Annotated in this window: 17 protein-coding genes; 8 read left to right on the top strand and 9 right to left on the bottom strand. The window is 67.2% G+C overall.

The window, feature by feature from the left end:
* Positions 1 to 5: 5 nt before the first annotated feature.
* The 3 genes from AC3RCC_RS10370 to AC3RCC_RS10360 all read left to right on the top strand — a co-directional run bounded on the left by AC3RCC_RS10370 (position 6) and on the right by AC3RCC_RS10360 (position 3,066).
* Entirely contained in the window at positions 6 to 755 is a 750-nt protein-coding gene (locus tag AC3RCC_RS10370; RefSeq protein WP_492258364.1) for an ABC transporter ATP-binding protein, read from the top strand.
* Positions 752 to 1,984 carry an ABC transporter permease gene (locus AC3RCC_RS10365; protein WP_291635395.1) on the top strand — a complete coding sequence of 411 codons (1,233 nt, stop codon included), beginning with the start codon at positions 752 to 754 and terminating at the stop codon, positions 1,982 to 1,984. Before AC3RCC_RS10370 ends, AC3RCC_RS10365 begins: the two co-directional genes overlap by 4 nt.
* Positions 1,985 to 2,094: 110 nt before the next feature.
* The gene (locus AC3RCC_RS10360) at positions 2,095 to 3,066 is read left to right on the top strand and encodes a GGDEF domain-containing protein (protein ID WP_492258363.1); all 972 of its coding nucleotides are present in this window, start codon (positions 2,095 to 2,097) and stop codon (positions 3,064 to 3,066) included.
* Positions 3,067 to 3,160: 94 nt separating this feature from the next.
* On the opposite strand, the gene metH is transcribed toward AC3RCC_RS10360, so the two are convergent.
* The 4 genes from metH to AC3RCC_RS10340 all read right to left on the bottom strand — a co-directional run bounded on the left by metH (position 3,161) and on the right by AC3RCC_RS10340 (position 10,563).
* Complete coding sequence (gene metH, locus AC3RCC_RS10355) at positions 3,161 to 6,913, bottom strand: methionine synthase (RefSeq protein WP_492258362.1); 3,753 nt, start codon at positions 6,911 to 6,913, stop codon at positions 3,161 to 3,163.
* A gap of 139 nt (positions 6,914 to 7,052) precedes the next feature.
* Positions 7,053 to 7,964, bottom strand: a complete 912-nt coding sequence (gene metF / locus AC3RCC_RS10350; protein WP_291647003.1) for a methylenetetrahydrofolate reductase [NAD(P)H] — start codon at positions 7,962 to 7,964, stop codon at positions 7,053 to 7,055.
* Positions 7,964 to 8,977, bottom strand: a complete 1,014-nt coding sequence (locus tag AC3RCC_RS10345) for an ArsR/SmtB family transcription factor (RefSeq protein ID WP_291635403.1) — start codon at positions 8,975 to 8,977, stop codon at positions 7,964 to 7,966. The genes metF and AC3RCC_RS10345 overlap by 1 nt, the downstream gene beginning before the upstream one ends.
* Before the next feature lie 158 nt (positions 8,978 to 9,135).
* Positions 9,136 to 10,563: an aminotransferase-like domain-containing protein gene (locus AC3RCC_RS10340; protein ID WP_492258361.1), complete on the bottom strand. Its 1,428-nt coding sequence runs from the start codon at positions 10,561 to 10,563 to the stop codon at positions 9,136 to 9,138.
* A 171-nt stretch (positions 10,564 to 10,734) separates the two neighbouring features.
* Between AC3RCC_RS10340 and AC3RCC_RS10335 the strand changes: the two genes are divergently transcribed.
* Entirely contained in the window at positions 10,735 to 11,598 is an 864-nt protein-coding gene (locus tag AC3RCC_RS10335) for a DMT family transporter (protein WP_492258360.1), read from the top strand.
* Between the two features lie 12 nt (positions 11,599 to 11,610).
* Here AC3RCC_RS10335 and AC3RCC_RS10330 read toward each other — a convergent pair whose 3' ends face one another.
* The 3 genes from AC3RCC_RS10330 to AC3RCC_RS10320 form a co-directional block, all read right to left on the bottom strand.
* Positions 11,611 to 12,210 carry an MOSC domain-containing protein gene (locus AC3RCC_RS10330; protein WP_492258359.1) on the bottom strand — a complete coding sequence of 200 codons (600 nt, stop codon included), beginning with the start codon at positions 12,208 to 12,210 and terminating at the stop codon, positions 11,611 to 11,613.
* A 46-nt stretch (positions 12,211 to 12,256) separates the two neighbouring features.
* On the bottom strand, positions 12,257 to 12,460 hold the full coding sequence (locus AC3RCC_RS10325; RefSeq protein WP_291635407.1) for a cold-shock protein: 204 nt from the start codon (positions 12,458 to 12,460) through the stop codon (positions 12,257 to 12,259).
* Positions 12,461 to 12,596: 136 nt separating this feature from the next.
* On the bottom strand, positions 12,597 to 14,795 hold the full coding sequence (locus AC3RCC_RS10320) for a glycoside hydrolase family 3 N-terminal domain-containing protein (RefSeq protein WP_492258358.1): 2,199 nt from the start codon (positions 14,793 to 14,795) through the stop codon (positions 12,597 to 12,599).
* A gap of 118 nt (positions 14,796 to 14,913) precedes the next feature.
* Between AC3RCC_RS10320 and AC3RCC_RS10315 the strand changes: the two genes are divergently transcribed.
* Positions 14,914 to 15,540, top strand: coding sequence for a YitT family protein (locus tag AC3RCC_RS10315; RefSeq protein WP_492258357.1), 627 nt, complete (start codon positions 14,914 to 14,916; stop codon positions 15,538 to 15,540).
* 69 nt (positions 15,541 to 15,609) lie between these two features.
* Positions 15,610 to 16,782, top strand: a complete 1,173-nt coding sequence (locus tag AC3RCC_RS10310; RefSeq protein WP_492258356.1) for an alpha-hydroxy acid oxidase — start codon at positions 15,610 to 15,612, stop codon at positions 16,780 to 16,782.
* A gap of 198 nt (positions 16,783 to 16,980) precedes the next feature.
* On the opposite strand, the gene ettA is transcribed toward AC3RCC_RS10310, so the two are convergent.
* Positions 16,981 to 18,633, bottom strand: a complete 1,653-nt coding sequence (gene ettA, locus AC3RCC_RS10305) for an energy-dependent translational throttle protein EttA (protein ID WP_291635413.1) — start codon at positions 18,631 to 18,633, stop codon at positions 16,981 to 16,983.
* A 185-nt stretch (positions 18,634 to 18,818) separates the two neighbouring features.
* Here ettA and AC3RCC_RS10300 point away from each other — a divergent pair, with 185 nt between their 5' ends.
* Both AC3RCC_RS10300 and AC3RCC_RS10295 read left to right on the top strand, forming a co-directional pair.
* Complete coding sequence (locus AC3RCC_RS10300; RefSeq protein WP_291635415.1) at positions 18,819 to 19,358, top strand: hypothetical protein; 540 nt, start codon at positions 18,819 to 18,821, stop codon at positions 19,356 to 19,358.
* Between the two features lie 107 nt (positions 19,359 to 19,465).
* Positions 19,466 to 20,269, top strand: a complete 804-nt coding sequence (locus tag AC3RCC_RS10295) for an MBL fold metallo-hydrolase (protein WP_492258355.1) — start codon at positions 19,466 to 19,468, stop codon at positions 20,267 to 20,269.
* Here AC3RCC_RS10295 and AC3RCC_RS10290 read toward each other — a convergent pair.
* Positions 20,247 to 21,359 carry an acyltransferase family protein gene (locus AC3RCC_RS10290; RefSeq protein WP_492258354.1) on the bottom strand — a complete coding sequence of 371 codons (1,113 nt, stop codon included), beginning with the start codon at positions 21,357 to 21,359 and terminating at the stop codon, positions 20,247 to 20,249. The genes AC3RCC_RS10295 and AC3RCC_RS10290 overlap by 23 nt on opposite strands.
* Between the last annotated feature and the right edge of the window lie 160 nt (positions 21,360 to 21,519).

The raw sequence follows: 21,519 nt of genomic DNA, 5'->3' as shown, positions 1-21,519 counted from the left end.
CGGCTATGCCCCTGATCGAGGCACGCGCGCTCTCCCGGGTCTACGACCTCGATTCCGGTCGCGTCACCGCGCTCGACCGCGTCAGCCTCGACATCGAGGCGGGCGAGCTCGTCGCGGTGATGGGCCCCTCGGGCTCCGGAAAATCGACCTTCATGAACCTGATCGGCTGCCTCGACCGTCCGACCGGCGGCCAGTACCGGCTCGACGGCGTCGAGGTCGAGACGCTGTCCGGCGACGGTCTCGCCGAACTGCGCAACCGCAAGCTCGGCTTCGTCTTCCAGCAGTTCAACCTTTTGCCGCGCGTCGATGCCTGCGCCAATGTCGAATTGCCGATGGTCTATGCCGGAGTCGACCGCAAGGCGCGGCGCGAGCGGGCGCTCGCCGCGCTCGGCCGCGTCGGCCTCGCCGAGCGCGCCCATCACCGGCCGATGCAGCTTTCCGGCGGCCAGCAGCAGCGCGTCGCCATCGCCCGCGCCCTGGTCAACCAGCCGCGCCTCCTGCTCGCCGACGAGCCGACCGGCGCGCTCGACAGCCGCACCGCACTCGAGATTCTCGCTCTCTTCCAGGACCTCAACCGCGAGGGCGTCACCGTCGTATTGGTGACGCATGATGCCGAGGTCGCAAGGCATGCCCGCCGGGTGGTGCGCTTCCGCGACGGCCATGTCATCGCCGACATCAGACAGGAGCCGGCCGACGCCCGCACCGCGCTCGCAGCGCATGACAGTGCCGCCCCCATGCCGGAGGCCGCTGAATGAGCCTGCTGGAAGCCATCCGCTCCGCCCTCTCCGCCATCGGCGCCAATGCGCTGCGCTCGGCCCTGACCATGCTCGGCATCATCATCGGCGTCGCCGCGGTGATCGCCATGGTCGCGATCGGCTCTGGTGCCCGCGAACGCGTCGACAGCCAGATCAAGTCGCTCGGTGCCAATCTCGCCATCATCCAGTCGGGCAACGTCACGCAGGGCGGTGTCCGGCTCGGCGCCGGCGCCTCCTCGACCCTGACCGACGAAGATGCCCGCGCCGTCGTCAACGAGGTCGAGGACGTCGTCGCGGCCGCCCCGGTGATCACCACCCGCGCCCAGGCGGTCTATGCCGGCACCAACTGGTCGACGATGATCACCGCGACCGATCTCGATTTCTTCACCGCCCGCGAATGGGGCCTCGCCGAAGGGCGCCTGTTCGAGCCGGAGGAGATTCGCCGCGGCGAGATCGTCGCCATCATCGGCCAGACCGTAGCGCGCAACCTGTTCGGCGACTCCGATCCGCTCGACCAGATGTTCCGTATCCGCAACGTGCCCTTCAAGGTCATCGGCGTGATGGCGGGCAAGGGCCAGTCGGCCCTCGGCCAGGATCAGGACGACGTGATCTTCGTGCCGCTCGACACCGGCCGGCGCCGCATCGTCGGCCGCAACTATGCCCGCGACCGCTCGGTCCAGACCATCATGGTCAAGTTCGCCAGCGAGGATGCGATCAATCCCGGCATCGAGCAGACCCGCGCCTTGCTGCGCCAGCGCCATCGCCTCACCGAGGACCAGGACGACGACTTCATCGTCCGCAACCTGACCGAGATCGCCAACACCGCGACCGCCGCCGCCAGCACCCTCTCCTGGCTGCTCGCCGCCGTCGCCGGCGTCTCGCTGCTGGTCGGCGGCATCGGCATCATGAACATCATGCTGGTCTCGGTGACCGAGCGCACCCGTGAGATCGGCCTGCGTTTGGCCGTCGGCGCCCGCCAGCGCGACGTGCTGTCGCAATTCCTGATCGAGGCGACGACACTCGCCACCATCGGCGGCGCCGTCGGCATCGCCCTCGGCGTCGGCGCCGCGACGGCGATCGCCCGCTTCGCCGGCTGGCCCTTCGTGATCTCGGTGCAGACCATTCTGATCGCGGTCGGCGTCTCCGGGCTGATCGGTGTCTTCTTCGGCTTCTACCCGGCGCGGCAGGCGGCGCGTCTCGACCCCATCGAGGCGCTACGGCGTGAATAATGCGCCCGGTCATGCCCGGGTCAGGCATGCATTAACCATTTCCGCCTAGCGTCTTGGCACAGCGCGAAGGGGAACGACGCCCTGCCGCGCCATGCCATGCGAGACAGTCGTTGACCCGAAATCTGCTCACCGACGGCGAGGCCAGACGCCTCTACGACCAGGCTGCTCTGCTGGCGAATCTCGGCGCCTGGGAGTGCGAGCTCGCGACCACGCGGCTGTGCTGGACGGACGGCGTCTACGACCTCTTCGGCCTGCCGCGCGGCTCGACGCTGCACCGGCCCTCGACCGTCGATCTCTATCACGGCGAGTCACGCCGCGAGATGGAGCGGCTGCGCGCCGGCATCATCCGCTCGGGGGGCAGCTTCGTGCTCGATGCGCGCATCCGCAGCGTCTGCGGCGAGGAGCGCTGGATGCGGCTGACCGCGGAAGCCTCCTTCCTGCACGGCCGGCCCGGCCGGATCTACGGCACGAAGCAGAACGTCACGCGCGAGAAGGAGATGTGGCAGGGGCTGCGACGTCTGGCCTATAGCGACCCGCTGACCGGACTGGCCAATCGCCGCGCTTTCGAGGCCGAGATGCGCGAATTGCGCGGCCATGCCGAAACCGGCCCGGCGCTCGGCATGCTGGCCCTCATCGATCTCGACCTGTTCAAGCAGATCAATGACGAGCTCGGCCATGCCGCCGGCGATGAATGCCTGCGCCAGGTCGCAGCTCGGCTCGAGGCGACGCTCCCCGGCGAGCCGCTGATCGCCCGGATCGGCGGCGACGAGTTCGCCGCCCTGCTCTGCTCCACGGCCGGGCTTCTGCCTCTGAAGCAGCGGTTGATACAGACTCTGAACGCGCTACGTCGGCCGGTCCGCTGGAAAGGCCGAGCGATCGACGTCAGCGCGACGATCGGCGCAACCCTGATCCGGCCCGGCCGACATCACGATCCGGAGCAGCTCTTCGCCGAAGCGGACTCCGCTCTCTACGTCGCCAAGGCCGCCGGGCGCGGGCAGCTGCATCTGTTCGGCGCGGCGCTGGATCACGCCGCAGCCGATGCAACCCCGCTCGGGAACCCCGAGGTCCTGCACGTTTGCTGAGCCGAGCCGCCGGCCAGCACCGCTTATCCCAGTCCAGACGGCGAAGGAGAGAGCGCCTGCCGTTCCGGCCGGCGCCCCTCGATCCTCGGTCCCGTCATTCCGCCGCTTCGAGGGCGTAGGCGCTGCTGTCGTAGTTCAGGATCGGCGCCAGCCAGCGCTCGACCTCGCGAATATCCATGCCCTTGCGCGCGGCATAGTCCTCGACCTGGTCGCGCTCGACCTTGGCCACCCCGAAATAATAGGAATCGGGGTGCGAGAGGTAGAGCCCCGAAACCGAGGAGCCCGGCCACATCGCATAGCTCTCGGTCAGCTTGACGCCGACGCGGCGCTCGGCCTGAAGCAACTCGAACAGCGTCGCCTTCTCGGTATGGTCGGGCTGGGCCGGGTAGCCCGGCGCCGGCCGGATGCCCTGGTACTCCTCGCGGATCAGCGCATCGTTGCTGAGATTCTCCTCCGGCGCATAAGCCCAGAACTCGGTGCGCACGCGCTGGTGCATGCGCTCGGCCAGGGCTTCGGCGACACGGTCGGCCAGAGCCTTGACCATGATCGAGCGGTAATCGTCGTTGTCGCGGGCGAAGCGCTCCGAAATGCGCTCCTCCTCGGCGCCCGCCGTAACCACGAAACCGCCGATATAGTCGGCCACCGCCCCTTCCGGCGCGATAAAGTCCGAAAGGCACAGATTCGGCTTGCCGTCGCGGCGCAGCAACTGCTGGCGCAGGCCATGGAAGGTCGCAAGCTTCTCCTGCCGGCTCTCGCCGGTGTAGAGCCGGATGTCGTCGCCGACCGCATTGGCCGGCCAGAAGCCGACCACCGCCTTCGGGTTGAACCAGCGCTCCTCGACGATGCGCTTCAGCATGGCCTGGGCATCGTCCCAGAGCGCGCGCGCCGCCTCGCCCTGCTTCTCGTCCTCGAGGATCGCCGGGAAGCGGCCCTTCAGCTCCCAGGTCTGGAAGAACGGCGTCCAGTCGATCAGCGGCACGATGTCGGCGAGATCATAGCTCTGGAGGACGCGGGTGCCGAGAAAGCTCGGCTTCGGCGGCTGATAGCCGGCCCAGTCGGGAGCGAAGGCATTGGCGCGCGCCTTGCTGAGCGGCAGACGCTGCTTCTCGGCCTCGGAGCGACGATGCGCCGCCGCTACCTTGGCGTATTCGGCCTGAATGTTCTCGACATACGGCCCCTTCTGCTCCTGCGAGAGCAGGCTGGAGACGACGCCGACCGCCCGCGAGGCATCGGTGACATAGACCGTCTGGCCGCGCTCATAGGCCGGGTGGATCTTCACCGCAGTGTGGACGCGGCTCGTCGTCGCCCCGCCGATAAGCAGCGGAATGTCGAAGCCCTCGCGCTCCATCTCGGCAGCGACGGTGACCATCTCGTCGAGCGAGGGCGTGATCAGGCCCGACAGGCCGATGATATCGACATTCTCCTTGCGCGCGGTATCGAGGATCTTCTGCGCCGGCACCATCACGCCGAGATCGATGACCTCGTAGTTGTTGCACTGGAGCACGACGCCGACGATGTTCTTGCCGATATCGTGGACATCGCCCTTCACCGTCGCCATCAGCACCTTGCCGGCCGCCGAGCGCACGGAGCCGCCATTGAGGCGCTTCTCCTCCTCCATGAAGGGCATGAGATAGGCCACGGCCTGCTTCATCACGCGGGCTGACTTCACCACCTGCGGCAGGAACATCTTGCCGGCGCCGAACAGATCGCCGACCACGCTCATCCCGGCCATCAGCGGACCTTCGATGACGTCGAGCGGCCGCGCCGCCTGCGCCCTCGCCTCCTCGGTGTCGCGGTCGATGAATTCAGTGATACCGTTGACCAGCGCGTATTCCAGGCGCTTCTCGACATCGTCATCGCGCCAGGCGAGGTCCTTGGTCGAGACGGCGGCGCTGCCATCGCCCTTGAAGCGCGGCGCCGCTTCGAGCAGACGCTCCGTCGCATCCTTGCGGCGGTTGAGGACGACATCCTCGCAGAGCTCGCGCAACTCCGGATCGAGCCCGTCATAGGAGCCGAGCTGGCCGGCATTGACGATGCCCATGTCCATCCCGACCTTGATGCAATGGTAGAGAAAGACCGAGTGCATCGCCTCGCGGACTTTCTCGTTGCCACGGAACGAGAAGGACAGGTTCGAGACGCCGCCGGAGACATGGGCGTATGGCAGGGTCTCGCGGATGGTCCGCGTCGCCTCGATGAAGTCGTTGCCGTAGTTGTCGTGCTCCTCGATGCCGGTCGCGATCGCGAAAATGTTCGGATCGAAGATGATGTCCTCGGGCTGGAAGCCGGCCTCTTCGGTCAGGAGCTTGTAGGCGCGGGTGCAGATCTCGATCTTGCGCTCATAGGTGTCGGCCTGGCCCTTCTCGTCGAAGGCCATGACCACGACGGCGGCGCCGTATTGCCGGCAGATGCGGGCCTGTTCGAGGAAGGCTTCCTCACCCTCCTTCATCGAGATCGAATTGACGATCGGCTTGCCCTGGATCGTCTTGAGCCCGGCCTCGATGACGTGGAATTTCGAGGAATCGACCATGATCGGCACCCGGGAGATGTCCGGCTCCGAGGCGATCAGGTTGCAGAACTCGGTCATCGCCTTCTCGGAATCGAGCAGGCCCTCATCCATGTTGATGTCGATGACCTGGGCGCCGTTGGCGACCTGTTCGCGCGCCACGTCGAGCGCCGCCGCATAGTCGCCATTGGTGACGAGCTTGCGGAACTTGGCCGAGCCGGTGACGTTGGTGCGCTCGCCGACATTGACGAAGGGGATGGTCTCGTCGAGCGTGAACGGCTCGAGCCCCGACAGGCGCAGATAGCGCTTCGGCGCGGGGACGGCGCGCGGCGCCTTGCCGGCGACCGCCTCGGCGATGGCGCGGATATGGTCGGGGGTGGTGCCGCAGCAGCCGCCGACCATGTTGACCAGGCCGGCATCGGCGAACTCGGCCAGCATCCCCGCCGTCGCCTCCGGCCGCTCGTCATAAAGGCCGAACTCGTTGGGCAGGCCGGCATTCGGATAGGCGCAGACCAGCGTCCCGGCGATCCGCGACATCTCCTTGATATGGGCGCGCATCTCGCGCGCGCCGAGCGCGCAGTTGAGGCCGATGGTCAAGGGATTGGCATGACGCACCGCATTCCAGAACGCCTCGACGGTCTGGCCGGAGAGCGTGCGGCCGGAAAGATCGGTGATCGTGCCGGAGATCATCACCGGCAGGCGGACACCGCGCTCGCGATAGACCTGCTCGATCGCCACGATCGCCGCCTTGGCGTTGAGCGTGTCGAAGATCGTCTCGATCAGCAGAAGCTCCGAGCCACCATCGAGCAGCCCGCGCACCTGTTCGGCATAGGCATCGCGGACCTGGTCGAAGCTGACGGCGCGGAAGCCGGGATTGTTGACGTCGGGCGAGATCGAGAGCGTGCGGTTGGTCGGCCCGATCGCGCCGGCGACGAAGCGGCGGCGGCCATCCTCCTTGCGCGCGATCTCGGCGGCCTCGCGCGCGATGCGGGCGCATTCGACGTTCAGCTCATAGACCAGAGCCTCCATGCCGTAATCGGCCTGGGCGATCGAGGTGCCGGAGAAGGTGTTGGTCTCGACGATGTCGGCACCGGCCCGATAATAGGCGAGATGGATGTCGCGCAGCGCATCCGCCTGGGTCAGCGCGATCAGGTCGTTATTGCCCTTGAGGTCGTGGTTCCAGCCCTTGAAGCGCTCGCCGCGGAAATCGGCCTCGGAGAGCTTCAGGTTCTGGATCTGCGTGCCCATCGCGCCGTCGAGCACGAGGATGCGCTCGGAAGCGGCCTGACGCAGGGCGCGCTCGATCTCGGCGCCGTCGGCGGGAGTGGGCTTGTAGTCGGACATCGGGAACGCTTTCGTCTCGGTTCTTTGCGGCGCTGCTAGCGCCCTTCCCGTCATTGCGAGGAGCGGAGCGACGAAGCAATCCAGAGAGGGAGGGTTCTGCCGCCCCTGGATTGCCGCACCTACGCTCGCAATGGCGAAATCACTCCGCCGCCACCTGCTGCGCCTGCACCTTCTCCGGCTTCAGGCCGACGAGATGGCAGATCGCATAGACCAGGTCGGCCTTGTTCATCGTGTAGAAATGCAGGTCGGAGACGCCGCGGTCGACGAGGTCGAGCACCTGCTCGGCGCAGACGGCGGCGGCGACGAGACGACGTGTCGCCGGATCGTCCTCAAGCCCCTCGAAGCGGTCGGCCAGCCATTGCGGCACGCTGGCGCCGGTCTTGCGGGCGAAGCCTGCCGTCTGCCTGAAATTCTGCACTGGCACGATGCCGGGCAGGATCGGGATTTCGATGCCGCGAGCCCGGACCTTGTCGAGATAGCGGAAATAGACGTCGTTATCGAAGAAGAACTGGGTGATCGCCCGGGTCGCGCCGGCATCGACCTTCTTCTTCAGCGCGTCGATATCGGCGTCCAGCGAGGCCGCTTCCGGGTGCTTTTCCGGATAGGCGGATACCGTGACCTCGAAATCGCCGACCTTACGGATGCCGGCGACGAGGTCCGAAGTCTGGTGATAGCCCTCTGGATGCGGCTCATAGACCGTGCCGAGCCCGCCCGCCGGATCGCCCCGCAGCGCCACGATATGGCGTACCCCGGCCTCCCAATAGGCGCGGATGACCTCGTCGACCTCGCCGCAGGAGGCCGAGACGCAGGTCAGATGCGCCGCCGGCTTCAAGGCCGTCTCGTCGACCATGCGCTTGACGGTGTTGTGGGTGCGCTCGCGCGTCGAGCCGCCGGCACCATAGGTCACCGAGACGAAGGCCGGCCCGAGCGGCTCGAGCCGGCGCACGCTCTCCCAGAGGCTGACTTCCATCTCCTCGTTCTTCGGCGGGAAGAACTCGAAGGAAACGCGCGGGCGGCGCGAGCCGTGCCGGCTGGGGCGGAAAGCGTTCATCACGCAACCTCACGATCGAACTGACGAAGGGGAAAATCGCCCTGGAGGCGCCGATCGCGGCCGCGCCAGAGCATGACACCGAGCTGGCCGCTTCCGCCGTCGGCAGCCGTGATTTCCTCGGCGAGATCGCATTCGAGCCCGGCCTCGGCGAACCAGGCGAGGATCTCGTCCTTCTCGAAGCCGAGCCGGCGATGCGCATGCTCGGTGCGCAGGAACTCCATCTCGTGCGGCGCGAAATCGACCAGGATCAGCCGCCCCCCCGGAGAAAGCAGCGCAGCCGCCTCGCGCAAGGCGCGCGCGGGATCGTCGAGGAAATGCAGCACCTGATGCACGATCACGAGATCGAAGGAGCCGCGCGCGAAGGGCAGAGCATAGATATCGCCCTGCCGGAGCTCGACCCGCGACAGACCCGCCTTCTCCAGATTGGCGCGCGCCACCGCCAGCATGGCATGGCTCGCATCGACGCCGACGGCGCGCGCCGCCTTCGGCGCCAGCCGCTCCAGCATGCGCCCGGTACCGGTGCCGAGATCGAGCAGTGCCTGCAGCGGCTGCTCGCCGACCGCCGCCTCCACCGCCGCCTCGACCGCAGCATCGGGAACGTGCAGCGAGCGCAACTGGTCCCATTCACGCGCGACATTGGCGAAATAGGATTGCGCTGCTGCGGCCCGGCTGGCCCGCACCGCCGCCAGGCGCTCGCGATCAGCCGCGAGAACCGGATCGGCGGGATCGAGATCGCGTGCGAGCGAGAGCGCAAGCGCGCCACCCGGCGTCGCGTCATCGAGCCGGAAGAAGGCGAAGGCCCCTTCGCGCGAGCGCCGCAGCAGGCCGGCCTCAGCCATCAGCTTGAGATGTCGCGAGATGCGCGGCTGCGACTGGCCGAGAATGTCGGTGAGATCGGAGACCGAGAGCTCGCCCTCCGCCAGCAGCGCCAGGATCCGCAGGCGCGTCTCCTCGCCAGCCGCACGCAGCGAGGCCAGAAGGATCGGCAGCGAATGGCGGAAGCGGCGAGTCACCGGCGAGCACCTCGAATATCTGTGAAAGATATAAAGATATCTTTATGTCAACCACGAAGAAGATGCAAGCCTGATTGTCCGATATTCCAGTCGGCACCGACGGATCAAACAAACGCGGGAGCCCCTCCGCCACATTGGACGGGCTCCGCACACTTCTCCTACGCAGGCTGGCGTGATGCCGCTGCCTGCATCGCCTCACGGAGCACGCCGTAGATTCGCGGATCGGCAGACTGCGCCACGTTGAAGCGCATGAAATGCCTTGCCGTCTGCGACAGGCTGAAGGCGTTACCCGGCGCGAGCACGACCCCCTCGGCAAGGACATGCCGGGCGATCGCGCCGGCATCGAGCTCGCCCGGCAATCGGCACCACAGGAACAATCCACCGCGCGGCATGAGCCAGGGCTCGATGCCGAGCCCGGCGAGTCGGCCGGCCGTCTCCGCCATGGCTCGGACGAGCCGCTGGCGCAGCCCCTCGACATGCCGGCGATAGCTGCCGTCCTTCAGGAGACCGAGCACCAGTTCGGCCGCGAGCCGCCCGCCACCGAAGGAGAGCGCGACCTTGAGATCGGTCAGCCCCTCGATCCAATCGGGCCTGGCCGCGATATAGCCGCAGCGCATCGAGGCCGACAGCGTCTTCGAGAAGCTGCCGATCTGGATCACCCGCTCCAGCCCGTCGAGCCCGGCGAGCCGCGGCGCGAACTCCGGCTCGAGATCGGCGAAGATGTCGTCCTCGACGATGGTCAACCCGGCCTGCTCGGCGAGCTTGAGCAGGCGATGCGCGGTCGCGGCCGAGAGCGTCGCGCCGGTTGGATTGTGCAGGGCGGAATTGGTGATGTAGAGCCGCGGCCGGTGCTCGGCCAGCGCCTGCGCGAACAGGGTGAGGTCGGGCCCGGCCGGCGTATAGGGCACGCTGACGATCCGGGCGCGATGAGCCCGCAGCAATGCCTGGAAATTGAAATAGCAGGGGTCGTCGACCAGTACGGTATCGCCGGGCTCGAGCAGGAAACGGCAGACGAGGTCGATCGCCTGCGTACCGGACTCCGCCAGAACGATCTGCTCGGGCGCCGCCTCGACGCCGCGCTCGGCGAGGCGATGGGCGAGCAGTTGGCGCAGCGCGGGCAGGCCGAGCGGCGTGCCGTATTCGGCCAGCGTCGCGGCCTCCGCGGTTCCGAGCTTGCGCAACCCGCGACGCAACGATGCTTCCGGCATCCAGTCGGCCGGAAGCCAGCCGCAACCGGGCCGCAGATCGTCGACCCCGGCATCGAGCGACTGCCTGGAGATCCACAGCGGATCGACGGCCCGGTCGAGCCTCGGCGCGACATCCGCGAGCGAAAGCGGCGGCAGGCGCCGGACATAGAAGCCGGAGCCCCGCCTGGCCTGGACCGCCCCTTCGGCTGCCAGCCGTTCATAGGCCTCGACCACTGTCGATTTCGACACACCCATGCTCTCCGCGAGCCCGCGGATCGAGGGAAGCTTCGCGCCCGGCGCCAATGTCCGCCCGGCGATCCGCTGCCGGATCGTCGCCATGACGCGCCCGACCAGCGTGTCGCCGGCGACCGGGTCCTTAATCTGTACGGCTTCCAGCATCAGGACAGTTTGCCTGAACTGTATTGGACTGTCTCTGGAAATCTGCGGCATCTCACGCGATGCAGGATGGCGAAATGGCCACCTGTCTTCCACAGCCCTCAGCCTGAGGAGCGATCGCAGATCGCGTCTCGAAAGAGGCTCGAGGAGAGCGGACCGGCCTACGGAGGCATCATGGATCGAACTGCGAACGGACTGCTCAACGGCTTCATCGGCGTCATCATCTTCAGCGGCTCGCTGCCGGCGACCCGCGTCGCCGTCGCCGATTTCGATCCGATCTTCCTGACCGTCGCGCGCGCCGCCATCGCCGGGTTGCTCGGCCTCGCCCTCCTGCTCCTGCTCCGGCAGAAGCGGCCGGAGCCTGCCGACCTGCTGCCGCTCGCGGTGGTCGCGCTCTGCGTCGTCGTCGGCTTTCCACTCCTGACAGCGCTCGCTCTCCAGCACGTCACCTCCGCCCATTCGATCGTCTTCGTCGGGCTGCTGCCGCTCACGACGGCGATCTTCGGCGTTCTGCGCGGCGGCGAGCGTCCGCGACCAGCCTTCTGGGTCTTCGCCGGCTTCGGCAGCCTCTGCGTCGTCGGCTTCGCCTGGACGCAAGGCTTCGCCGCCTCGCCCGTCGGCGATCTCCTGATGCTCGCCGCCATCATCGCCTGCGGCCTCGGCTATGCTGAGGGCGCCCGCCTTTCGCGCCATCTCGGCGGCTGGCAGGTGATTTCCTGGGCGCTGGTCCTGTCCCTGCCGATCATGGCCGGGCTCACATTACTGACACTGCCGGCCTCCTTCGCGCAGGCGGGCATCCCGGCCTGGCTCGGCCTCGCCTATGTCTCGCTGTTCAGCATGCTGATCGGCTTCGTCTTCTGGTATCGCGGCCTAGTCCAGGGCGGCATCGCCGCGGTCGGCCAACTGCAGTTGCTGCAACCCTTCTTCGGGCTTTTGCTGGCGGCGCTGCTGCTCGGCGAAACCGTGGGCTGGCAGATGGTGGCAACCTCGATCGCCGTGGTAGCCTGCGTCGCCGGCGCAAGGCGCTTTGCGCGATAGCGCCGGCCCCGTTCAGCCCTGCATTGGTTTCAGCAGGACGACCGGGTCGCCGGGCGCGATCTGCCCCGGCAGATCGACCGAGAGCACGAGACCGCGCAGGCGCGCCGCCGCCTTGACGAAGGCGAACTCTAACTCCGGCCGGCCGGCGGCAGCCGCGACGGCTCGTCCCGACAGCCGGCAGGGCGCGTTATAGGCCTCGACCCGAAGCACAGCCGTGCCGTCGAAGCGCCCCTTGCCGCCCCAGGCGCCGCCGATCGCGAGGCGACTGCCGGGCATGAGCCGCGAAAACCCCGGCAGCCCCTCGACCAGGAGGTTGCCGCCGAGCCATTGCGGCGGCAGCGCTTCGATTGCGAGCGCGGCGGCGACCTCGGCGAGTTCGTCCGGACACAGCGCCGACAGCTGGCGATCGTTGCGCAGCGTTATCCCGCGCGGCAGCCAGGGCTCGCGCGCCCCGGCGCGACGAAACGCGCCATAATGGCGGCTGCCGGGGATGCCATGATGATCGAGATCGATGTGACGGACGGGCGCCGTGATGAAGGCCGCACCGAAGCGCGCCGCCTGCACCGTCCGTAGGACTGCCGCAAGCCTGCCGCTTGCGAGCACGACCGTCATCGCGGCCGGGGCGGCGGGGGCCTCGCCGTTCTCATGGGCCAGCCGGTCAGAGCAGCTTGAGCGCGCCGGCCGCTGTTTTGCCCCGTTCGGTCTTGAGCTCGAACGAGACTTTTTGTCCTTCGGTCAGCGTCAACATCCCCGCTTCCTTGACGGCCGTGACGTGCACGAACACGTCCTTGCCGCCATCAGAGGGCTGAATGAAGCCAAAGCCTTTCTCGGTATTGAACCACTTCACGGTTCCGGTCGCCATCGCCGCATCCCTTGGAGCATCCATGGTCTCGCGAGGCCCCCTGGAGACTTGCTCTCCAGGGGCCGCGCCAATCGAGAATTGACCGAAAACGAATGCTTGTCGAGATCAAAGCATTGGCAATTAAAGTGGACCCCCTTCAGGGTTTCGTGAGTTCGAACCGGGTCTTAGCCTCGGCCAGAGACGAGCCGCCGAGATAGACTTCGACCAGCCCGGGATCGATCCGGTAACGGCCGGCATCGTCATGGGCGCCGAGCGTGCCGGCCTTGAGCCGGAAGGTCACCGTCTTCGTCTCACCGGCCTTCAGGAAGACCTTCTCGAAGCCCTTGAGCTGCCGCAGCGGCCGCGACCGCTCGGCCACCGGCTGGCGAACATAGAGCTGAGCCACCTCCTGCCCGTCGCGCTCGCTCCGGTTGGTGACCTCGACGGCGATCTCGACGGCGCCGTTCATCGCCACCTTCTCGCGCGAGACACGCGGATTGGCATAGGTGAAGCGGCTATAGGACAGGCCGAAGCCGAACGGGTAGAGCGCCTCATTGGCCTCGTCCATGAAGATCGATTCATAGCGCTGGCGGATCTTCTGCGGCCGGCCGGTGGGCAGCTGGTCGTAATAGACCGGGATCTGCCCGACCGAGCGCGGGAAGCTCATCGGCACCCGTCCGGCGGGATTGACCTTGCCGGCCAGCACCTCGGCGATGGCCGCGCGCCCCTCGGTGCCGCCATGGAAGGTCTGGACGATCGCCGCGACATGCTTGTCGGCCCAGGTGAGGACCAGCGGCCGCCCCGTCGCCAGGACCAGCACCACCGGCTTGCCGGTCTCGACCAGCGCCGCGAGCAGCTCCTGCTGCACGCCCGGCAGGCCGAGATCGGTGCGCGAGGCGCCCTCGCCCATGAACTCGCAATCCTCGCCGAGCATGGCGACGACGAGGTCGGCGGCGGCAGCAGCCTTCACGGCCGCCTCCTTGTCCTTGAACTCGGTGCCGCAATTCCTGGTGAAGGCGGGTTCGTAAGCGACCGTGACATCGGCCGGTAGCTGCTCGCGCAGCGCATCCGGCAGCGGCTGGACCAGGCGGCGGCCGAGACCGGCCGGATCGGTCCAGACCCGCTCATCCTCAGGCACCGCCATGGCGCCGATCACCGCGACCGACTTCACCGAAGGCGCGATCGGCAGCGTCGCCTTGTCGTTCTTGAGCAGGATGACGCCCTCGCGCGCCGCCTGCCGCGCAACCTTGCGAGCCTCTTCCGTCTGCATCAGCGAGGGCGCGGCAGCGACGTCGACATCGCCGCGCTCGAACAGGCCGAGATGGTACTTGACCCGGAGCACGCGTCGCACCGCCTCGTCGAGGGCCTTCACCGGCACCCGTCCGGCCTTCACCTCATTGGCGAGGTGCTTGTGATAGACGTCGCCCATCATGTCCATGTCGATGCCGGCGAGCAGGGCCTTGCGCGCCGCCTCGGCATCGTCCTTGGCGATGCCGTGCAGGCGCAATTCGGTGATCGAGCCGAAATCCGAGGTTACGAAACCGCGAAAGCCCCATTTGCCGCGCAGAAGGTCGGTCAGCATGCCGCGATGGGCCGTGGCCGGCATGCCGTTCAGCGCGTTGAAGGCCGCCATCGCCGTCATCGCCCCCGCCTGGAAGGCGGCTTTGAAGGGCGGCAGATGCAGATCGTGCAGCTGGCTCAGCGGAATCCAGGTCGAGTTGTAATCGCGCCCGGCCTCGCCCGCGCCATAGCCGACGAAATGCTTGACGCTCGCCGCCACCCCGCCGCGCTGATAGCCGCTTGTGCGCGCCGCCGCGACGACGCTGGCGAGATGGACGTCCTCGCCGGCGCCTTCCAGCACCCGGCCCCAGCGCGGATCGCGCGACATGTCGACCATCGGCGCGAAGGTCCAGTTGATGCCGGCGGCGCTCGCCTCGCGCCCGGTCCAATAGGCCGCCTGCTCGATCAGTTGCGGGTTCCAGCTCGCCGCCTGGCCTAGCGGCAGCGGAAAATAGGTCGAGAAGCCGTGGACCGCGTCGAGCCCGATGATCAGCGGGATCTTCAGCCGCGACTGGCGCACCGCTTCCTGGACCTGCCGGACCTCCTGCGGCACGACGAAGTTCATCACCGCACCCATCCGGCCGGCCTTGACCTGATTGATGTCGAAGCCCTCGCCACGGCCGGAGAGGTGGAGCTGGCCGACCTTCTCCTCCAGCGTCATCTTGCCGATGAGCGCATCGACCTTGCGCTCGATCGCGGCGGCTTCGGGGCCGGTCTTCCAGCCGACCCCCTGCTGGGCGAAGGCGATGGTGGCGAAGCCGCAGGTCAGGAGTGCAGCAAAGAGCCGCAGAATCATGTCGAAGCCTTGTGCTTGCTCGGAAGGTCGGGCGCCCGGTACAGGATCGGCGCGGATGGCTCAACCATTGCTTCGCCGCCGGGCCATGAACGGAAGCTGAAGCGCGACGCGTCGACGGATGGCAAAGATGACGATCGGCACGGGCGCGGCGAATCGGCACCGCTTTTATGAAGACGCAATCGCGATGCTGCTCGGCGCCATGCTGGTCAGCCTGGGCGTCGCGCTCTACGCCAAGGCGACGCTGGTCACCGGCGGCCTCGCCGGCCTCGCGCTCCTGGTCGAGGCGGCGGGCGGCCCGTCCTTCTCCGCCGGCTTCTTCCTCTTAAACCTGCCCTTCTACTGGCTTGCCCTGCTGCGCATGGGCCGCGCCTACACGCTGCGGACCTTCCTCGCCGTCGCGCTGGTCTCGGGCCTGAGCTGGGCGACGCCGCAACTGATCCGGATCGAGCAGGTCGAGCCCTTCTATGCCGCGATCTCCGGCGGCTCGCTGATGGGCATCGGCATGCTGGTGCTGTTCCGGCATCGCACCGGGCTCGGCGGCGTCAACGTGCTCGCCGCCTATCTGCAGGAGCGCCACGGCCTGCGCGCCGGCTGGGTCCAACTCGGCATCGATGCCGCGATCCTCGCCGCCGCTGCTTTCGTGCTGCCGCTGGACAAGGTGGCACTGTCGCTGGTCGGCGCCTTCGTGCTCAATCTCAACCTCGCGATCAACCACAAGCCGGGCCGCTATCTCGGCGTGACATGACGCTGCGGTTGCCTCCCGCGACATTCCATGCGACCGAGCGGGGCGACGACAATGCGGGATGAGGCGACCATGGCCCAGCTCTTGACCATCGAAGACCTGCGTATCCAGGCGAAGCGCCGCGTGCCGCGCATGTTCTACGACTATGCCGATTCAGGGGCCTGGACCGAGGGCACCTACCGCGCCAACGAGACCGACTTCGCCAAGATCAAGCTGCGCCAGCGGGTCGCGGTCGACATGACCAACCGCACCTTGGCCTCGACCATGATCGGCCAGCCCGTTTCGATGCCGGTCGCGCTGGCCCCGACCGGCCTGACCGGCATGCAGCATGCCGATGGCGAGATTCTCGCCGCCCGCGCCGCACACAAGGCCGGCGTCCCCTTCACGCTCTCCACCATGAGCATCTGCTCGCTGGAGGACATCGCCAACCATGTCGGCTCACCCTTCTGGTTCCAGCTCTATGTGATGCGCGACCGCGACTTCATCGCCCGGCTGATCCAGCGCGCCAAGGCCGCCGGCTGCTCGGCGCTGGTGCTGACGCTCGACCTGCAGATCCTCGGCCAGCGCCACAAGGACATCCGCAACGGCCTCTCGGCCCCGCCGAAGCCGACCATCGCCAACATGATCAATCTGGCGACGAAGCCGCGCTGGTGCCTGCAGATGCTGGACACGCCGCGCCGGACCTTCGGCAACATCGTCGGCCATGCCAAGGGCGTCGGCGACCTGTCCTCGCTCTCCTCCTGGACCGCCGAGCAGTTCGACCCGCAGCTCGACTGGGACGACGTGCAGTGGATCAAGGACCAATGGGGCGGCAAGCTGATCCTGAAGGGCATCCTCGATCCCGAGGATGCTGAGCTCGCCGTGAAGAGCGGTGCGGATGCGCTGATCGTCTCCAACCATGGCGGCCGCCAGCTCGACGGCGCCCTGTCCTCGATCGAGGCCCTGCCGGCGATCGTCGATGCGGTCGGCGGGCGCACCGAGATCCTGTTCGACGGCGGCATCCGCTCGGGGCAGGACGTCATCAAGGCACTGGCGCTCGGCGCGCACGGCACCTTCATCGGCCGCGCCTTCCTCTATGGCCTCGGCGCCATGGGAGAGGCCGGCGTCACCCGCTGCCTCGACATCATCCGCAAGGAACTCGACGTCACCATGGCGCTCTGCGGCAAGCGCGACATCAACACGATCGACGAGAACATCCTCGTCGGCGGGCGCGAAGAGGCGCTGCGGCGGCTTGCCGCCGGCTGATGCCTGCCGAAGCCGGCGCAGTCACGGGCTCCGAGAAGAAAAGACCGGCCGCGCCGAAAGCGCCGCCGGTCTTTTTGTCTGTGCATCCGGCCGGATAGGGCGTCAGGCCCCTACGCCGCGATGGCAAGCCGACACCATTGCGCAACCGCCGCTCCGCCTACCTTCCGGGAGACGCGGGAGCGGCGGCGAGCTTTTGCCTCAGCGCGTGAACTTCTTGTACTGGATCCGCTTCGGGATCGTGGAATCGATGCCGAGGCGGCGCTTCTTGTCTTCCTCATAGTCGGCGAAATTGCCCTCGAACCACTCGACATGGCTGTCGCCCTCGAAGGCGAGGATGTGGGTCGCGATGCGGTCGAGGAACCAGCGATCGTGGCTGATGATCACGGCGCAGCCGGCATAATCCTCCAGCGCCTCTTCGAGCGCCCGCAGCGTGTCGACGTCGAGATCGTTGGTCGGCTCGTCGAGCAGGAGGACGTTGGCGCCGGACTTCAGCATCTTGGCGAGGTGGACGCGGTTGCGCTCACCACCCGAGAGCGAGCCGACCTTCTTCTGCTGGTCGCCGCCCTTGAAGTTGAAGGCCGAGCAATAGGCGCGCGAATTGATCTCGCGCTTGCCGAGATAGATGATGTCGTTGCCGCCCGAGATCTCCTCCCAGACGTTCTTCTTGTCGTCGAGCGAGTCGCGGCTCTGGTCGACATAGCCGAGCTGGACGCTCTCGCCGATCTTGATCGTGCCGGCATCGGGCTTCTCGGCGCCGGTGATCATCTTGAACAGTGTCGTCTTGCCGGCGCCGTTGGGGCCGATCACCCCGACGATGCCGCCCGGCGGCAGCTTGAAGGTCAGCCCGTCGATCAGCAGCTTGTCCTGGAAGCCTTTCGACAGGTCCTCGAAATCGACGACGTTGTTGCCGAGCCGCTCGGCGATCGGAATGATGATCTGGGCGGTGTCCGGACCCTTCTGCGAGGCCTTCTGGACCAGCTCGTCATAGCGCTGGATACGGGCCTTGCTCTTGGCCTGGCGGGCCTTCGGCGAGGCTGAGACCCATTCCTGCTCGCGCGCCAGCGTCTTCTGCCGGGCGACGTCCTCGCGGCCTTCCTGCTCGAGACGCTTCTGCTTCTGCACCGACCAGGCCGAGTAGTTGCCTTCATAGGGGATGCCCTGGCCGCGATCGAGCTCGAGGATCCAGCTCGTGACGTTGTCGAGGAAGTAGCGATCGTGGGTGACGATCAGGATCGCGCCCGGATAGGTCCGCAGATGGCCTTCGAGCCAGGCGGTGGTCTCGGCGTCGAGATGGTTGGTCGGCTCGTCGAGCAGCAGCAGTTCCGGCTGCTCCAGCAGCAGCTTGCAGAGCGCGACGCGGCGACGCTCGCCGCCCGAGAGCTTGTCGACCGCCCAGTCGTCAGGCGGGCAGCGCAGCGCGTCCATCGCCTGGTCGACCTTGGAATCGAGATCCCAGAGGCCCTTGGCCTCGATCTCGTCCTGGAGATTGGTCATCTCGTCGGCGGTCTCGTCCGAATAGTTCATGGCGAGTTCGTTGTAACGGTCGAGGATCGCCTTCTGGGGCGCGACGCCGAGCATGACGTTGTCGCGGACGTTCAGGCTCTCGTCGAGCTTCGGCTCCTGCGGCAGGTAGCCGACACGGGCGCCGTCCGCGACCCAGGCCTCACCAGTCCATTCCTTGTCGAAGCCGGCCATGATCTTGAGCAGGGTCGACTTGCCGGCGCCGTTGACGCCGAGCACGCCGATCTTGGCGTCCGGATAGAAGGACAGATGGATGTTGTTCAGGACCTGCTTGCCGCCCGGATAGGTCTTGGACAGGCCGCGCATATGGTAGATGAACTGACGAGACATAGAGGTGCGAACTCCGCTCCGGGCGTGATGGCCTGAGGCTTTCGGGAAATCTGCCGCGTATGTAGCGACAGGGGCAGCGGGCCGCAACCGGCGCGCGATGCCTCGCCGGGCGCACAGAGCGCAACGCGCGCTTCCGCCGAGCCGCGCCGCCGCCTATGAACGCTGCAAGGGCGGAGGGACTGGCGGTGGCGGCTACGAACAACACGGGCGTGATCGAACTGCGCCTGACCGACGGTGCGCAGCTCTTCAACAATCTCGACCCGTTTCCCTTCCGCGAGCGCGATCTCTCGGCCGAGGCCGAGCACTACATCGTCGAATGGGCGGAGGAGTTGCCGAAGAAGCAGCCGATCGAGATCGTGGTCCACCTGCAATCATCCGGTTCGGCACCTGATCCCGCCGCCCATATTCCAGCCGCGATCACCGGCTGGTTCCGGACCAAGGAGCGCGACGAAGCCCGCGCCATCCGCCAACTCTTCCACGACGGGCGCCTCGCCTTCCTGATCGGCCTGGCCGGGCTCTCGCTCTGCATGGCGCTGATCTGGTTGCTGACCCAGGCCTTCGAAGGCGCGTTCATGCGGGTCGTCCAGGAGAGCCTCGTCATCGTCGGCTGGGTGGTGATCTGGCGGCCGGCCGAGATGTTCCTCTACGACTGGGTGCCGCTGCTGCGGCGCAAGACCCTGTACCGCCGCCTCGCCGATGCGACGGTGACGGTCCGGACCGGCTGAAGCAGGCGAAGTCACGAAACCGCCAGAGCCCGCCGCCGGACTTTTCACGGCCCGGCTTTTGCCTGAAGCTCTGCCATGTCGGCAGAGACGGAGCGCTTGCGATGGGCTTGTCGGATACTCTCCTGCGACATGGCCTCGCCATGCTGGCGGCAGCGGTTCTGCTTGCCTCGCCGGCCCGCTCCGAGACCGGTGAGCCCGGCTGCCGTCCGGAGATGGCGCGAAGCCGCCTGCCGATCAGCCTCGCCAATCTCGGCAAGGACGAGGTCCGCCTCACCTTCGTCGGCCACGCTACCTTCCTGATCGAAACGCCGGGCGGGGTGAAGGCGGCGACCGATTACAACGACTATGTCCGCCCGACAGCGACGCCCGACATCGCCACGATGAACAAGGCCCATTCGACGCATTATTCGCGAGCGCCGGACCCGGCGATCAAGCGCGTCCTGCCCGGCTGGGACCAGAGCGGCGCCGGCGCCGCGAAGCATGACGTCACCTTCGGCGACCTGCGCGTGCGCAATGTCCCGACCAATATCCGCACCTATTCCGGCGGCACCGATTTCGACGGCAATTCGATGTTCGTCTTCGAGATCGGCGAGCTCTGCATCGCCCATCTCGGCCATCTCCACCATCCGCTGGAGCCCGGCCACTTGCGCGCGCTCGGCCGGGTCGACATCGTGCTCTTCCCGGTCGACGGCAGCTACACGCTCGACCAGGAAGGCATGCTCGACGTGCTGAAATCGCTGCAGGCGCGGGTGATGATCCCGATGCACTTCTTCGGCGGCAGCACGCTCAACCGCTTCCTCTCGCGCTCGCAGGACCTCTGGCCGGTCGAGCGGCGCGAGCGGTCGCAGATCGTGTTGTCGAAGGCCTCGCTGCCGGCGAAGCCGACGATCATCGTTCTGCCGGGCTCTTGAGCGGCAATGCGGAGCGGCCTTCCGTTGTGGCCGCAGCTCCGTGCGCCCCGGCCTCAACACTGCGCCTGTCCGCGAAGCTCAACCTGAACCAGCGCGGGCGCTCGAACAGGAAGCGCAGCATCGTTCCCCCGACGAGCCGATGCAGGACCAGCGGCAGCGCGACGCAGAGCAGCGTGAGCAGCAACGATGCCGTACCGACGTCGAACTCCAGATCCGTCCGGATCAGCGCGATGCGCGTCGCCGCCATCGGAATGAAGAAGGCGAGGTAGATCGGCAGGGAATTGCGGCCGCAATAGGCGATCCAGCCGAGATGCCCGGCGAACAGGGCCGAAAAGGCGATGACGCCGAGTGCGCCGGCATGGCCGAGCACCAGATCGGCCGCGAACGTCTCATGCAGCGTCTGATAGCCGAAGAGGCCGGCCAGCAAGGCGCTCGCCGCCGCCCAGACGAGCCAGAGCTTCAGCGCGACGGTGCGATGCTCGCGAACCCAGTCGGCGAAGCGGAAGATCGCAGGGGTGAACAGCGCCCCGCTCAGGAAAAAGACGAAATAAGCCGCGAACGCATCGACGAGCAGCCAGCCGGTCGTCACCGGCACGGTCGCGATCGCCGCGGCAACCAGCCAGGTCACCAGGGGATAGCCGCGCATCGCCTTGGTCACCACGAAGAAGACGGCCAGCAGATAGATGAACCAGAGCAGGCCGAAGGGCTGGATCAGCCCCAGCGCATAGGAGCCGAACAGAGCAGCCGCATCACCTTCGCCCCAGCTCCGGAATTTGAGCAGGCTATGGATCGCCAGCCAGAGCAGGTAGAGATAGACCAGCGGCACGATCCTCCGGTCGAGGAATTCCGGCCAGCTCTTCCCGATCAGCCGCGAGGCGAACAATCCCGAGAGCAGGAAGAAGCCCGGCATCCGGAACTGCTTGGCCCAATCGATGAAAGGGCCGATCCAGCTCTCACGCTCCAGCGCGATCTGGAGGCCGCCGGCGACATGCATCAGCACGACCAGGATGATGCAGAAGCCCCTGGCCGTATCGACCCAGTCCAGACGAGAAGAGGCACGGCCCTCGGCCGATCTCGCGAATTCCGACATGCTCTGCAAGGCTCCGCTCCGACACGGCACCCTGGCATGCCAAGTTTAGCGGCCGGTTAGATCGATCCCCGAAACCACGGATGATATCGCAAGGAACCGTCAAGAAAGTCTCCCGGGACGACCGCGGCCGCGACGGCCTCGAAACGCCCCGGCGGCTCGC

Source organism: Allobosea sp. GW823-FHT01F03, assembly GCF_058798075.1.
The sequence above is the reverse complement of the archived record's forward strand: the minus strand, read 5'-3'. Positions and strand labels throughout refer to the sequence as shown.

Excerpts from the sequence above, each read along its gene's own strand:
- AC3RCC_RS10370 (WP_492258364.1), top strand. The coding sequence starts at position 6 with ATGCCCCTGATCGAGGCACGCGCGCTCTCCCGGGTCTACGACCTCGAT.
- AC3RCC_RS10365 (WP_291635395.1), top strand. The coding sequence starts at position 752 with ATGAGCCTGCTGGAAGCCATCCGCTCCGCCCTCTCCGCCATCGGCGCC.
- metH (WP_492258362.1), bottom strand. The coding sequence starts at position 6,913 with ATGTCCGACTACAAGCCCACTCCCGCCGACGGCGCCGAGATCGAGCGC.
- metF (WP_291647003.1), bottom strand. The coding sequence starts at position 7,964 with ATGAACGCTTTCCGCCCCAGCCGGCACGGCTCGCGCCGCCCGCGCGTT.
- AC3RCC_RS10340 (WP_492258361.1), bottom strand. The coding sequence starts at position 10,563 with ATGCTGGAAGCCGTACAGATTAAGGACCCGGTCGCCGGCGACACGCTG.
- AC3RCC_RS10335 (WP_492258360.1), top strand. The coding sequence starts at position 10,735 with ATGGATCGAACTGCGAACGGACTGCTCAACGGCTTCATCGGCGTCATC.
- AC3RCC_RS10330 (WP_492258359.1), bottom strand. The coding sequence starts at position 12,210 with ATGACGGTCGTGCTCGCAAGCGGCAGGCTTGCGGCAGTCCTACGGACG.
- AC3RCC_RS10325 (WP_291635407.1), bottom strand. The coding sequence starts at position 12,460 with ATGGCGACCGGAACCGTGAAGTGGTTCAATACCGAGAAAGGCTTTGGC.
- AC3RCC_RS10320 (WP_492258358.1), bottom strand. The coding sequence starts at position 14,795 with ATGATTCTGCGGCTCTTTGCTGCACTCCTGACCTGCGGCTTCGCCACC.
- AC3RCC_RS10315 (WP_492258357.1), top strand. The coding sequence starts at position 14,914 with ATGGCAAAGATGACGATCGGCACGGGCGCGGCGAATCGGCACCGCTTT.
- AC3RCC_RS10310 (WP_492258356.1), top strand. The coding sequence starts at position 15,610 with ATGGCCCAGCTCTTGACCATCGAAGACCTGCGTATCCAGGCGAAGCGC.
- ettA (WP_291635413.1), bottom strand. The coding sequence starts at position 18,633 with ATGTCTCGTCAGTTCATCTACCATATGCGCGGCCTGTCCAAGACCTAT.
- AC3RCC_RS10290 (WP_492258354.1), bottom strand. The coding sequence starts at position 21,359 with ATGTCGGAATTCGCGAGATCGGCCGAGGGCCGTGCCTCTTCTCGTCTG.